Source organism: Rhodococcus sp. K11/5, assembly GCF_055193735.1.
Genome location: NZ_CM143721.1, coordinates 2,997,015 through 3,010,412 on the forward strand (window position 1 = coordinate 2,997,015; position 13,398 = coordinate 3,010,412).

At 68.1% G+C, this 13,398-nt stretch carries 13 protein-coding genes, 1 tRNA gene and 1 pseudogene; 8 read left to right on the plus strand and 7 right to left on the minus strand.

The genetic code is table 11. The features are described 5' to 3' along the window. Window positions 1–23 precede the first annotated feature (23 nt). The 4 genes and pseudogenes from ACY466_RS14115 to ACY466_RS14130 all read left to right on the plus strand — a co-directional run bounded on the left by ACY466_RS14115 (window position 24) and on the right by ACY466_RS14130 (window position 2,425). Window positions 24–590: a hypothetical protein gene (locus tag ACY466_RS14115; RefSeq protein ID WP_463245980.1), complete on the plus strand. Its 567-nt coding sequence runs from the start codon at window positions 24–26 to the stop codon at window positions 588–590. Window positions 591–1,131: 541 nt separating this feature from the next. Continuing rightward, window positions 1,132–1,497: pseudogene (locus ACY466_RS14120) on the plus strand (hypothetical protein); the annotation flags it as partial. Window positions 1,498–1,584: 87 nt separating this feature from the next. Beyond that, window positions 1,585–2,241 (plus strand): cyclase family protein, encoded by a 657-nt coding sequence (locus ACY466_RS14125; protein ID WP_463245981.1) that lies wholly within the window; start codon window positions 1,585–1,587, stop codon window positions 2,239–2,241. Window positions 2,242–2,254: 13 nt separating this feature from the next. Continuing rightward, on the plus strand, window positions 2,255–2,425 hold the full coding sequence (locus ACY466_RS14130) for a hypothetical protein (protein ID WP_463245982.1): 171 nt from the start codon (window positions 2,255–2,257) through the stop codon (window positions 2,423–2,425). A gap of 100 nt (window positions 2,426–2,525) precedes the next feature. On the opposite strand, the gene ACY466_RS14135 is transcribed toward ACY466_RS14130, so the two are convergent. Both ACY466_RS14135 and ACY466_RS14140 read right to left on the minus strand, forming a co-directional pair. Further along, entirely contained in the window at window positions 2,526–3,710 is a 1,185-nt protein-coding gene (locus ACY466_RS14135) for an LLM class flavin-dependent oxidoreductase (RefSeq protein WP_463245983.1), read from the minus strand. A 197-nt stretch (window positions 3,711–3,907) separates the two neighbouring features. Beyond that, a tRNA-Asn gene (locus ACY466_RS14140) sits at window positions 3,908–3,980 on the minus strand. A 147-nt stretch (window positions 3,981–4,127) separates the two neighbouring features. Between ACY466_RS14140 and ACY466_RS14145 the strand changes: the two genes are divergently transcribed. Continuing rightward, window positions 4,128–4,367, plus strand: a complete 240-nt coding sequence (locus ACY466_RS14145) for a hypothetical protein (protein ID WP_463245984.1) — start codon at window positions 4,128–4,130, stop codon at window positions 4,365–4,367. 4 nt (window positions 4,368–4,371) lie between these two features. Here the strand turns inward: ACY466_RS14145 and dnaG are convergent, their stop codons facing one another. Genes dnaG through ACY466_RS14160 form a run of 3 tightly spaced genes read right to left on the minus strand, consistent with a single transcriptional unit; the run spans window position 4,372 to window position 8,322 of the window. After that, window positions 4,372–6,300 carry a DNA primase gene (dnaG, locus tag ACY466_RS14150; protein WP_463245985.1) on the minus strand — a complete coding sequence of 643 codons (1,929 nt, stop codon included), beginning with the start codon at window positions 6,298–6,300 and terminating at the stop codon, window positions 4,372–4,374. Window positions 6,301–6,340: 40 nt separating this feature from the next. After that, the gene (locus ACY466_RS14155) at window positions 6,341–7,633 is read right to left on the minus strand and encodes a deoxyguanosinetriphosphate triphosphohydrolase (protein WP_463245986.1); all 1,293 of its coding nucleotides are present in this window, start codon (window positions 7,631–7,633) and stop codon (window positions 6,341–6,343) included. Further along, the gene (locus ACY466_RS14160; protein ID WP_463245987.1) at window positions 7,630–8,322 is read right to left on the minus strand and encodes a YdcF family protein; all 693 of its coding nucleotides are present in this window, start codon (window positions 8,320–8,322) and stop codon (window positions 7,630–7,632) included. The genes ACY466_RS14155 and ACY466_RS14160 overlap by 4 nt, the downstream gene beginning before the upstream one ends. Window positions 8,323–8,377: 55 nt before the next feature. Between ACY466_RS14160 and ACY466_RS14165 the strand changes: the two genes are divergently transcribed. Then, window positions 8,378–10,426 (plus strand): TPM domain-containing protein, encoded by a 2,049-nt coding sequence (locus tag ACY466_RS14165; protein ID WP_463245988.1) that lies wholly within the window; start codon window positions 8,378–8,380, stop codon window positions 10,424–10,426. A gap of 81 nt (window positions 10,427–10,507) precedes the next feature. On the opposite strand, the gene ACY466_RS14170 is transcribed toward ACY466_RS14165, so the two are convergent. After that, window positions 10,508–11,893 carry a glycine--tRNA ligase gene (locus tag ACY466_RS14170; RefSeq protein ID WP_463245989.1) on the minus strand — a complete coding sequence of 462 codons (1,386 nt, stop codon included), beginning with the start codon at window positions 11,891–11,893 and terminating at the stop codon, window positions 10,508–10,510. Between the two features lie 195 nt (window positions 11,894–12,088). Here ACY466_RS14170 and ACY466_RS14175 point away from each other — a divergent pair, with 195 nt between their 5' ends. Beyond that, the gene (locus ACY466_RS14175; RefSeq protein ID WP_463245990.1) at window positions 12,089–12,532 is read left to right on the plus strand and encodes an ArsR/SmtB family transcription factor; all 444 of its coding nucleotides are present in this window, start codon (window positions 12,089–12,091) and stop codon (window positions 12,530–12,532) included. Beyond that, on the plus strand, window positions 12,529–12,942 hold the full coding sequence (locus tag ACY466_RS14180; RefSeq protein ID WP_463245991.1) for a Fur family transcriptional regulator: 414 nt from the start codon (window positions 12,529–12,531) through the stop codon (window positions 12,940–12,942). The genes ACY466_RS14175 and ACY466_RS14180 overlap by 4 nt, the downstream gene beginning before the upstream one ends. Before the next feature lie 12 nt (window positions 12,943–12,954). On the opposite strand, the gene ACY466_RS14185 is transcribed toward ACY466_RS14180, so the two are convergent. Next, window positions 12,955–13,359, minus strand: coding sequence for a hypothetical protein (locus ACY466_RS14185; RefSeq protein WP_463245992.1), 405 nt, complete (start codon window positions 13,357–13,359; stop codon window positions 12,955–12,957). Between the last annotated feature and the right edge of the window lie 39 nt (window positions 13,360–13,398).

The window sequence follows — 13,398 nt, forward strand, 5'->3', positions numbered from 1 at the left end:
TCTCGATAACGCAGACTGTTTCGATGACCCCGCGGCATCGAATGGCCCCGTCCACGATCGGCTCCCTCGTCGGAGCCACCTTCGGGTTCGTGTTCGTCGCGGTGAACTCGTCGAATTTCCCGACCGCCGCGTCGGTCGCCGTGCGCATCGTCGGTGCTGCCGCGTTCCTCGCGGTGGTCGCCGCCGTCGTCCGCCTTCCCGCCTGGACACCGCCGGGAGCGTCCGCCACCGCCTTCGGCCGCCTGTACTGGTTCGTCGTCGCGCTCGAGGTGATCCTGCTGTTCGCGGGCGTGCGACTCCTCGCCGGCCCGATGAACACGCCCGAGGCCGGCGTCGCCTGGGTGGCCGTCGTGGTCGGCGTTCATTTTCTCGTGTTGGCGCGTGTGTGGTCGCTGCGCATGTTCGTCGTCCTCGGCGGGGCACTCGTCGCCTGCGGTGCACTCGGAGCGGGTCTGGCCGTCGCGGACGCCGGTCGAGCGTGGATAGACCTCACCGCGGGCGTCTTTTCGGGTGTCGTCCTGCTCGCGTTCTCTTTGTGGGGTGCACTGCAGGGCCGGGCAACACAGGCGCACCGCGTGCACACCGAGTGAATCCACGACGGCGCGACGACGAACGCCGATCGACTTCCGGTTCGGCGCATCGGCTCGGTGAACACGACAGCAGGTGGGTCGTGCGGTCCGACTGAGCGTCCTTCGTCGCGCTTGCGGTGACCGCTCCGTCACCGTTCGTTCACCGGGGACGTTCGCGGCCGCTCGTCGCCGGCCCGACGCCGGGACCGGGCATCGTCGATAGGCCCAGCTCCCGGGGCTCGGCCCCGAGTATCGATGAACGGCACGTGGGTTGCCTGCGAACGGACGGCGAACGCCGACGCGCCGTCGACTTTCGCGTGACGACGGGTTCGATCACCGCCCCCTACGAATGGCCCACTCTTCCCAACTGTGCTGCGTCACAACGTAATCGGGTGTTCTGTCCGGATTGACACCTCACAGGACGGGCCGTTCGATTCGTGTCGCGAACAGGTCGACTCGCACTCGGTGAAGTCACAGCGAAGGAACCCGAACACCCATGAAGATGAAGAAGCTCGCCGTCGTCTCGGCACTCATGATCGCCTCGCTCGGCACCGCAGCCGGAACGGCGTACGCCGCTCCCGTCGAGGTCGCCCCCTCGCCCACCGCCGCGTTCGAGCAGAACGTGGATCTCCCGGCCGCAGTCTCCGGCGTCCGGGACAACATCACGACGACGGCTACCATCGGCGGATACATCGGCGGCGCAACCGGTCTCGTGGGCGGCTGCCTCCTCGGCGGCGCTGCTGCAGGCGTCGTCTCCGCACCCGCTGCCCTCCTGTTCGGTGCCGGCCCGGTGGCCGGCTGCGTCGGCGGCGCACTACTGCTCGGGTCCACGGGTGCACTCGCCGGCACCGCCGTCGGCGGACTCGGTTCCGCCGCCGCGAACGCCGGCACGTTCGTCCAGCTGCTGAACCAGCCGCCGAAGAAGTAGTTCTCCCGCTCGGAACGGCCGTCGCCGCACCGGTCCTCGCGATCGGTGCGGCGACGGTCGTTCTCTCGTCGGTGTACCTTCACCGACGTGCGCACGATCGATCTGAGCCACCCCGTCACCCCGGACATGCAGGTCTATCCCGGTGATCCGGCGGTGGCGTTCGAGGCGTCGGGAACCGTTGCCGAGAACGGTTTCACCGTCACCGCACTGCATCTCGGGTCTCACAGCGGTACCCACGTGGACGCGCCGTCCCACTGCGTCGACGGCGGAGCGACCATCGACGCCGTCGACCTCGCGATGTGCTCCGGACACGCTCGCGTCGTGGACGTATCCGGCCTCGCGGCGCTCGAGTGTATCGAACTCGGTCGGGTCGCAACGGAATTGAGCGATCCGGACCTGCCGCCCATCGTCATCTTTCGCACGCTCTGGTCGGATCACTTCGGTACGCCGGATTACCTGCGTCATCCGTACCTCGACCCCGCGATCGCCACGCGTCTGGTCGAGCGTGGCGTACGCGCCGTCGGCATGGACCTGCTCAGTCCCGACCCCACCATCGACGCCATCGATCTGCCGTTCCACGACGTCTTCCTCGGGGCCGGTGGGCTGATCTACGAGAACCTCACCGATCTTGCGGCTGTCGATTCTTCCGACATCACCTTCGTCGGACTCCCCCTGCGTCTCGACGGTGTCGACGGTTCACCCGTCCGCGCGGTCGCCCTGATCGACGATAGTGCGCCCATGTAGGCAGTTTGCTCGTATGTTCGATTCGTGCCCCGATCCGAGGCGCACCCTCTGGCACCCACCGACCTGGCTCGACCGCACCCGCACCGGGCGCATCAACCACTACCACCACCCCGACGAATACCTCTACGACCCCGACCCACCGGAGCCCGAACCACCCAACCCCGAACCACCCGAACCGGACTGAAACCGGCCCCAAAAACGCTGCCGCCCAGCCTCACCCGACACACGGGGTGAGGCTGGACGTCGTAGCGAACCGGCGCATCCAGGCGCAGCGAACGAATGCTCTAACGCACGCTCGCGGCCTTCTCCGACTCGTACTTCTCGGTCATGTGCGCCACGGCCGCCATCTGCTGGTCGGCGTGGCCGGTCCGCACCTCGGTCGCGCGGGCCTTGGCGGCGAGGGTCGATTCCGCATGCGTCGATCCCGATCCCTGGAAGTGCGGCATCACGTGCTGCGCGATGAGTTCGTAGGAGCGTCGGGTCGCCTCCGGGTTCGCCCACTCGTGGCTGAGCAACAGCATCGCGCCGAAGCCGCCCGACTGCTCGGCCAGCCGCTGCACCTGCGCCCGCGCGTCGTCGGGCGTACCGATGGCGCCGATTCCGGCCTCGTTGATGAACTGCACCATCTCCTTCACGTCGCCGCCCTCGACCGCCATCTGCGGGAATGCCGCAACCTTCTGAAAGTAGCGGAACCACTGCTCGATGCCGTGCTCCACATCGCGGTACGCCTGCTCCCGCGTCTCGGCGACGTGCATCAATCCGACGAGTCGCCAACCCTCGCGATCCGGGGTGGGCCGACCGAAGTGCGCTGCACGCTCCTCCACGACGGACCAGTGGTGAGCGAGGGCGTCGAACCCGTCCTGCGTGAGAGTCGCGCCGATGGACAACAGCCCGGTTCCGTACTGGCCGGCCAACTTCGGGCCGGTCGGCGACGCCACCGCGGCCACCGCGACGTCGAACCGCGGCTCGGTGTACGGCCGAAGCTGTAGCCGCGCGTCGATCAGGTTGTGGGTCTTGGTCTTCTCGGTCACCGTCTCTCCGTCGAGCAGACGCATGATGATGTCGAGATTGACCGAGAGCAGTTCTCTGGTCTCGGTCGGATTCAGCCCGATCATCGACGAATCGGTGGGCAGCGACCCCGGCCCGACGCCCAGCATCGTCCGACCGCGGGTGAGGTGATCGAGGAGAACCATGCGATCGGCGACCCAGAGCGGGTTGTGATAGCTGATCGACGTCACGCCCGTGCCGAGCTTGATGCGTTTCGTCCGCTCGGCCGCGGCCGCCATGAAGATCTCGGGCGAGGCGATGATCTCGCTGCCGGCGGAGTGGTGCTCACCGATCCAGGCCTCGTCGAAGCCGAGATCGTCCAGGTGCTCGACGAGACGGAGATCCCTCTGCAACGCCAACGTCGGGTTCTCCCCCGCCGGGTGGAACGGGGCCAGGAATGTACCGAACCGAAGTCTGCTCATGACGGTGTCCTCTCGCTGCCGGCCGGTCCGACGCGTACGGACCGTGTCACCACCGACTGTCGCAGAGTGAGACCGGCGTCACAACGAACCGCCGCAGTTCGTTCAGAACCTGGACACCAGCACCACCGGGCGCAGACACGACGAGCCCCGACACGACGAAAGCCCCGACCGGTGGCCGGGGCTTTCGAGAGGAACTGCTCCCCCATCTGGACTTGAACCAGAAACCCTTCGATTAACAGTCGAATGCTCTGCCAATTGAGCTATGGGGGAATGCTCTTCGGTCACACTCGCCGCACATGCGGCAACCGGACCGAGACACGACTCTAGCGCATGGCACCGGCGCAGTACCAAATCGCCATGTCGCACGTCGGTCAGGCAAGATGGTGGCATCACCGGTGGAGAGGGTATGTCAGTTTCATGATGCGAATGTTGGTCGGAATTGCCGCGGGCTACGTCCTCGGCACCAGAGCTGGTCGTGCCCGGTACGAGCAGATCAGCCGCGCCACCAAGGCGGTCGCGTCGAGCCCGGCCACGAAGAAGGTGATCGACGTCAGCCGACAGAAGCTGTCGGATTCGCTCAGCACCGAACCCAAGCTCGAGCCGATGAAGCAGGTCGACGACACCCAGCTCTACATCCCGCACGACAAGCTGCGGTAGCTCGCTAGACCGCCGGAAACTCCGGATCGGCCGTGCTCCCCACCGCCTGCTCGAGCAGGCTGCGCCGGTACTGCTCCAGCGCGATCAGGTCGCCGAACAGAGCGTTGTATTCGTCCGGCTTGTCGATGGGCGACATGCGCTGCAACTTGGACTTGAGCTCCGCCACCTGACGGCCCACCCACACCTCCTGGAGCCGCGCGAGCACGCCTGAGATGTATCGCGGTGTGGCCTCGTCGGAGATGGGCATGGGCTCGACGGCCAACTCCGTCACCAGGGACCGCAGACCCTTGGCGTCCGCCTTGGTACCGACGGCGTCGAGCCATTGGCTGCCACCCATGCCCGCCGCGGTACCACCGGCTTCGCGTACCGCTTCCGACACCAATGCGTACGCCGGATGCCCGAACGTCTCCGGCGGCAAGGAATCGAACACCGGTCCGGCCACGGCGGGATGCTGCATGACGGCCTTGAGCGCCTCGCGCTGCGGCCACAGCGTCGGGTCGTCGCGCTTGGGGTGCGCGGGTCCGGTGGGCGCCACCTCCTCGGTCTCGGTGCTGCGCACCGGTCGACGCAGGGGTGCCGGCGCCGCCCGGCCCTTCGAGTTCTTCGCCGCCTCCTCGCGGACCCGGTTCACCACCATGCGCTCGTCGATCCAGCCGACCCAGCCGCTGAGCCGAGCCGCGTAGTTGTCGCGCAGCGCCCGGTCCTTCATCTGCGCCACCATGGGAACCGCCCGCCGCAGGGCCTCGACCTGACCCTCCGCGGTGTCCAGGTCGCAGTCCGCCAGCGCGCCCTTGATCGCGAACTCGAACAGCGGGGTACGGCGCGCGACCATGTCCCGTACCGCCGCATCGCCCTTGTGCTGACGCAGGTCGCACGGATCCATCCCGTCGGGGGCGACGGCGATGAACGTCTGGCCGGCGAGACGCTGGTCGCCGGAGAAGGCCTTCATCGCCGCGGCCTGCCCGGCCGCATCGCCGTCGAAGGTGTAGATGATCTCGCCGCGCCAGAATTTGTCGTCCATCAACAGCCGACGCAGCAGGGTCAGGTGCTCGTCACCGAAGGCGGTGCCGCACGACGCGACCGCGGTCTTCACTCCGGCCTGATGCATGGCCATGACGTCGGTGTATCCCTCGACGACGACGGCCTGATGCCCCTTCGCGATGTCCTTCTTGGCCAGGTCGAGCCCGAAGAGCACCTGAGACTTCTTGTACAGCAGCGTTTCCGGCGTGTTGACGTACTTACCGGGCATCGTGTCGTCGTCGAAGATCTTGCGCGCGCCGAAACCGATCACGTCACCCGAGAGATTGCGGATCGGCCACAGCAGGCGACGGTGGAATCGGTCCATCGGACCGCGCTTGCCCTCGCGCGAGAGTCCCGCGGCCTCGAGTTCCTTGAACTCGAAGCCCTTGCGCATGAGGTGCTTGGTCAGCGTGTCCCACCCGCTCGGCGCGAAGCCGCATCCGAACTCCCGCGCGGCGGCAGCATCGAAGTTGCGCTCGGTGAGATAGTCCCGCGCCGGTTGCGCCTCCTCGGACCCGAGCCGCTCGGCGTAGAACTCCTGGGCGGCCGCGTTCGCGGCGACCAGACGCGAGCGGGTGCCGCGGTCGCGCTGCACCGAGGTGCCGCCGCCCTCGTACGAGATCGAGTAGTTCAGCCGATCGGCCAGCTGCTCCACGGATTCGACGAAGCTGAGGTGCTCGAGCTTCTGCAGGAACGTGTAGACGTCCCCACCCTCACCGCAGCCGAAGCAGTGGAACGTGCCGTGGTTGGGACGCACGTGGAACGACGGGCTCTTCTCGTCGTGGAACGGGCACAGGCCCATCATCGAATCGCCGCGCGGTGCCTTCAACGCGACGTACTCCCCCACGATGTCCTCGATGCGGGTGCGTTCGCGAATGGCGGCGATGTCTCGTTCAGGGATTCGGCCGGCCACGGTGCTCAGTCTAGTGGCCGGGGCCGACACCGGTCACCGCTCATCCCCAGCTGGCCTGTGCCCCCAGGCTCGCCTTGTCGACGCGCTCGAGTCGCGATTCCGTGTACGACGCAATCTGATCCACCACCACGCGCGTTCGCCCCGCGTCGTCGGAGGCGGTGTCCCACGCCGGGACGAAGAGCGGATCCAGGCTGGTCGGCGCCGAATGCAGCAACCACGCGGCGACGCGGTGAATGCGGTCGCGCTGCAGATCCTGGCGATGCCGGTGCCCGGAGTCCGACATCACGTACCGCAGCGCCATCGTCTTGAGCAGCACCACCTCGGCCCGTACGAGGGGCGGCACGGTCAGCTCCGCGTCGAACCGGCGCACCGGCTGTCCGTCGGCGCTACGGCGGGTGCTCGAGATCGCCGCGGTGGTGAACCGCCCGACCAGCTCGCTCGTCATCCGCTTGAGCGCGACGGAACTGGCCAGTCCGCCGTCGTATCCCGACGCGTCGCGCACCACGTCCATCTCGGAGAGCCGCTGCGCCGCCTCACGCATGTGGTCGCGGTCGAGGCCCCGGAACTCGCTGACCGACATGTCGGCCAGAGCGGACTGCTCGTCGAAGTCGGCGAGTGAGCGCAGGTCGATGCGCCCGGCGATCACGCCGTCCTCGACGTCGTGCACGGAGTAGGCCACGTCGTCGGCCCAGTCCATCGTCTGCGCCTCGAGGCACTGCCGCGACTCCGGCGCCCCCTCACGGACCCACGCGAGCATGGCCGCGTCGTCTTCGTACGCTCCGAACTTGGCACCCGGCCTCGGCCGCACCCACGGGTACTTGATGGAGGCGTCCAACGCCGCGCGCGTGAGATTGAGCCCCGCGCTGGAACCGTCGGGACGGAGAATCTTGGGCTCGAGCCGGGTGAGAATCCGGAGGTTCTGGGCGTTGCCCTCGAAGCCCCCACACGACGCCGCCACCTCGTCGAGCGCGCGCTCGCCGTTGTGGCCGTAGGGCGGGTGTCCGATGTCGTGGGCCAGACCAGCGAGCTCCACCAGATCCGGATCGCACCCGACACCGTCGGCGATGCCGCGACCGATCTGCGCGACCTCCAGTGAATGCGTCAACCGGGTACGCGGGGTGTCGCCTTCACGCGGGCCGGTCACCTGGGTCTTGTCGGCGAGCCGTCGCAACGCTGCCGAGTGCAGGACCCGCGCCCGATCCCGTGAGAACGCACCGCGAAACCGATGCGCCTGCGTCTCGATCGCGTCGGGAAGGGCGGCGGTCTTCTTGGCCTCGGTCACCGAGCGCTCGACGTCGATCGCGGTGTAGGCGACCGGATCCGGCACCGTCACTGGGCCGCCGTGTACTGGAAGTCGGCGGAGTAGTGGGTCAGCTGGTACCAGAGCAGGGCCGCGGTCTCACGAGCGATGCCGTGGATCTGCGACTCGCGGGTGTACACCGCGGGGCCCTGGCGGGTCGGTGACGTCCACGCGTCCAGTCCGGCGTCCCGCGCCATCGTTCGAGTCCTCAGGGAATGCCACGGATCGCTGACCAGGGTGACCTGCTCGAGCCCGCGGTTCGACAGTTCGGTGGACACTGCCTCGACGCTGCGCAGAGTGTCCGACCCCTCCTCCACGGCCACGATCGCGTCCGCCGGAACGCCCTGCGCGGTCAGGTAGTTCCTGCCCGACGCCGCCTCCGTGAAGTTGTCCCCGACCTGCTTGCCCCCCACCGTCACGATCAGCGGTGCGACACCCGCGACGTACAGCGCGCGGGCTTGCTCCAACCGCGCCTCGAACACCGAGGACGGAACGCCGTCGTACTGGGCCGCGCCGAGAACGACGATCGCGTTCGACGGCGTGGTGTCGTCGATCCGCGCCACCTGCCACACCCGCACCGCGGTGCCGGCGACCAGGACGATCCCGACGATCAGAACCCCCGCCAGGAGGCGACGGAACCACCGGGCGACGGTACCGACGAACCCGCGTCGGGTCGACGGGGCCGTTCGGTCGTCGTAGTAGTAGTCGTATCCGGTGCTCACCCCTCGAGTCTGCCAGGAGAACGCCGATCATCTCGCGCGGCGGTAAGTTCCCCTCATGTCTCGCGTGTTCCGCCTTCTCGCCGCATCCCTCGTCACATTTCTCGTGGCGGCCCTCGGACTCGTCCTCGGATCCGGTTCGGCCGGTGCGGAACCCCCCTTCCGGGTCCCGACGCAGATCTCCGACACCATCGACGTGCTCGACGCCGACGAACGCCAGGACCTCGAGACCGCGATCGACGCGCTGTTCGAGAACCAGGACATCCGCCTGTGGGTGGTGTTCGTCTCCGACTTCGCCGGTGTTCCGTCGGAAACGTGGGGCGTGCAGACCGCGCAGCTCAGCGAGTTCGGGAACACGGACGTGCTCATGGCGGTCGCCACCGAGGACCGGGCCTACCGACTCGACGTCCCCCAGGCGCTGGACACCATTTCCGACGCCGAGATCCGCGCGCTCGAGCAGGACAGCATCGAACCCTTGCTGAACGAGGGGAACTGGGGAGCCGCCGCCGTGTCCGCGGCCAACGGGCTGGAGCAGGCGTCGGCGACGTCCTCGTCGGACTCCGGCGGCTTGTGGGTCGCCGTCCTGGTGATCGCCGCGGTCATCGGCGGCGCGGTCGTCTACACCCGAGTGCGCACGCGGCGCCGACGTGAGGACGCGGTACGCGTCGCCGAGCAGGTGGACGGAACGGATGAAGCCGCGATCGCCCGCATCCCGCTCGACATCCTGGACGACAAGGCCCGCTCGACCCTGGTGGAGACCGACGAGGCCGTGCGTTCGAGCGCCGAGGAGCTGTCGGCGGCCCGGGACGAACTGGGCGATGCCGGCGCGCGCCCCTTCGTCGACGCCCTCACCGAGTCGAAAGCGGCTCTGGCGCAAGCTTTCTCGTTGCGCCACCAGCTGGACGACGCGGTTCCCGAGAGCCCGGACGACCGCCGCCGCATGTTGACCGAGATCCTGCGGCTGTGCACCGACGCCGACGCGCGACTCGACGAGAAGGTCGAGGAGTTCGATGCGATCCGAGACCTGCTCATCAACTCCGAGGCTCGCCTCGACGCATTGACCCGCAACCAGGTCGAACTCACCGCTCGTATCGAGAAGTCCGCGACGACGCTGGCCGGTCTGCAGAGTCGGTTCCCGTCGTCGGTCCTCGAACCGATCGAACGCAACGTCGATCTGGCTCGCGAACAGCTGGAACTCGCCGACGAGAACATCGACCTCGGCCGGGACGCGGCGGCCGCGCCGGTCGGACGCCAGGGCCCGGTCGTGGCGGCGGTGCGGACCGCCGAGAGCGCCCTGGCCGACGCACGATCCCTGCTCGACGGCATCGACCACGCGGAGAGCGACATCGGGGCGGCCGTCTCCCAGCTGCCGGCGGCGCTCGAGGACGCCCGGTCCGACGTCGCCGCCGCCGACCGTCTCGCCCAGCACGGCGGCGACGAGTTGGCCACCGCGCGCACCGCCACGGCCGAAGCCCTCACCTACGCGGAGGCGAACGGGGAGACGGATCCGCTGGGATCGATGAACGGGCTCGTCGCCGCGGACGCGCTGCTCGACGCGGCGCTCGCCGCCGCGACGAGCACCAAGGAGCAGGACGATCACGCCCGTGCGCGCCTCGATCGGGATCTACTGCAGGCCGCGTCGCAGGTCAGGGCCGCGTCCGACTTCATCGACACCCGCCGTGGCGCGGTCAAGGCTGAAGCACGCACGCGGCTGGCCGAGGCCGAGCGCCACCTGGACGCCGCCCAGAAGCTGGCTCCGACCGACGCACCGAGAGCCCTCCAGCACGCCGCGGCGGCCACCGCCCTGGCTGCGCGATCCGCCCACCAGGCCCAGGCGGACGTCAGCGACTGGGAGGAGCGGCAACGGCCGCAGCAACCGGGCGGCTTCGGCGGCGGATCCGCGGCGGGCGGCATCCTCGCGGGCGTCCTGATCGACAGCGTTCTGCGCAGCGGAGGCGGTGGTTTCGGCGGCGGCCTCGGTGGAGGTCGACGCTACGGCGGCAACCGCGGCGGCGGCGGGTTCGGTGGCTTCGGCGGCGGCCCGCGCTCGTTCGGCGGTTCGGGGAGCTCGGGGCGGATCGGCCGGTCGTCGGGCGGGCGTTTCTAGTCCCTTTCGCACGAGAATCCGGTGAGGATCTGCTCGCTGAGCGAACATTTCCTCACCGGATTCTTCGGGTGCGGGACCTGGTCAGGAACCGATCAGGCGCGCGGCGAGGTAGCCCTCGACCTGATCGAGCGCGATACGCTCCTGTGCCATGCTGTCGCGTTCGCGAATGGTGACCGCGTGATCGTCGAGGGTGTCGAAGTCGACCGTGATGCAGAACGGGGTGCCGATCTCGTCCTGACGACGGTATCGCCGACCGATCGCGCCGGCGTCGTCGAACTCCACGTTCCAGTGCTGACGCAACTTCGCGGCCAGGTCCTTCGCCTTCGGCGTGAGATCGGCGTTGCGGCTGAGCGGCAGGACCGCGGCCTTGACCGGCGACAGGCGCCGGTCGAGGCGCAGAACGGTGCGCTTGTCGACGCCGCCCTTGGAGTTCGGGGCCTCGTCCTCGTGGTACGCATCGACGAGGAACGCCATGAACGATCGGGTCAGTCCGGCCGCGGGTTCGATGACGTAGGGGGTGTAGCGCTCGTCGTTCGCCTGGTCGTAGAAGCTCAAGTCGGTGCCCGAGTGCTTCGAGTGCGTCGACAGGTCGAAGTCGGTGCGGTTGGCGACGCCCTCGAGCTCACCCCACGCACTGCCCTGGAACTCGAAGCGGTACTCGATGTCCACGGTGCGCTTGGAGTAGTGCGACAGCTTCTCCTGCGCGTGCTCGTAGAGCCGCAGGTTCTCCGGGTTCACGCCGAGATCGGTGTACCACTTCATGCGGTAGTCGATCCAGTACTGGTGCCACTCTTCGTCTTCGCCGGGCTTGACGAAGAACTCCATCTCCATCTGCTCGAACTCGCGGGTCCGGAAGATGAAGTTGCCCGGCGTGATCTCGTTGCGGAAGCTCTTGCCGATCTGGCCGATGCCGAACGGCGGCTTCTTGCGCGAGGTGGTCAGCACGTTGGCGAAGTTGACGAAGATGCCCTGGGCCGTCTCGGGGCGCAGGTAGTGCAGCCCCTCCTCGTTGTCCACCGGTCCGAGGAACGTCTTGAGCAGACCGGAGAACGCGCGCGGCTCGGTCCAGGAGCCGGGCTCGCCGGTCTCGGGATCGCGGATGTCGGCGAGACCGTTCTCGGGGGGATGGCCGTGCTTCTCCTCGTAGGCCTCGAGGAGATGGTCCGCGCGGTAGCGCTTGTGCGTGTGCAGCGACTCGACGAGCGGATCGGAGAAGGTCTCGACGTGGCCCGACGCTTCCCACACCTGGCGCGGCAGAATCACGGACGAGTCGAGCCCGACGGTGTCCTCGCGGCCGGTGACCATGTTGCGCCACCACTGCTTCTTGATGTTCTCCTTGAGCTCGACACCGAGCGGGCCGTAGTCCCAGGCCGATTTGGTGCCGCCGTAGATCTCGCCGCACGGGTACACGAGCCCCCGTCGCTTGGCGAGGTTGGCGACGGTGTCGATCTTGGACTTCGGTGCCACGGGAACGGCTCTCCATCTCGGTCGTTCGGTCATCGGTCGTTCGGACGCGTGTAGAGACTATCGGTCTTCGAGACCTCGTTCGCCCACCGGCGAGTTGACATGCGTGACGATGCATATCAAAATGGTTACTGTTTCCAATAAGAGCGTACGTTCGTCGAGGCGAGCGTATGTCGCCCCGCCGTCAGGAGAAGGCCGATGACCGTCGACCGCACGCCCACCACGGGCGTCGACACCCACGACACCGCTTCCCGGGACGCCGCTGCCGCGCACGACACCGCTGCCGCGCACGACACCGACGCCGCCGTGGTCCCCGCGAATGCCGTGGACCTCCCACCCCGTGCGGTGCTCAACGACGCCGGCGAACTGTTGCGGGCTCTCGCCGCGCCGGTCCGGATCGCCATCGTGCTGCAGCTGCTCGAGTCCGCGCGCTGTGTCCACGAACTCGTCGGCGCCCTGGAGGTCACCCAGCCGCTCATCAGTCAGCACCTTCGCGTGCTCAAGGCAGCGGGGGTGGTGCGTGGCGAACGCGCCGGCCGCGAGGTGCTCTACAGCCTGGTCGACGACCACCTCGCCCACATCGTGATCGATGCCGTCGCCCATGCCCGCGAGGACAGCATTGCGGAGGTGTCGTCCTCGTGAGCGCTGCGAAGGGAATCGGCGTGCGGTCGACGAAGCAGCGCAGCGCCATCTCCGAACTCCTCGACACCGTCGACGAGTTCAAATCCGCCCAGGATCTGCACGACGAGTTACGCAAGCGTGGTGACGGCATCGGTCTGACCACCGTGTACCGCACGTTGCAGGCACTTGCCGACGCCGGGACCGTGGACGTGCTGCGGACCGACAACGGCGAGTCCGTCTACCGCCGCTGCTCGGACGGTCATCACCATCACCTGGTGTGCCGGGACTGCGGCTTCACCGTCGAGGTCGAGGGTGCCGCCGTGGAGAAGTGGACCCGAAACGTCGCTGCGGAACACGGGTTCACCGACATCGCCCACACGGCCGAGATCTTCGGCGTGTGCAGCGTGTGCGCGGCGCAGCAGCCGAACTGAGCGAACCCGGGGTCACGGAACCAGACCCACCCGAGCCTTCTCGACGCCGGACAGCACCAGCACCAGCATCGTCATGAGGGGCTCGTCGTCGAGACCGGAGGCCGGGAACGTGTAGCGCATGACCACGTCACCGAGCTTCTCGTGCGGTGTCAGCGCGATGGACCCGAACTGCGAATCGGCATTGCGCTCGGCCACTTTGGTGCGCAGCGCCGCCGACACCGGGCGGTCCCAGGCCAGAACCGAGGTCAGCGAGAGCACCTCCAGACCGGGCGCCAGGGCCACGGCGCGCAACGAACAGAGCGCACCCGCGTACGAGAAGCTCAACGAACCGTCGTCGCCGACGCTCACGTCCGCGAACTGCCCCAGAGCCAACCGGGCCCGGTCCTGCAGTGCGGCGACGATGTCCTGTTCACTCATGACGTTCCCACTCTCACTTCGGTGCCCTGTTCGTAGGAC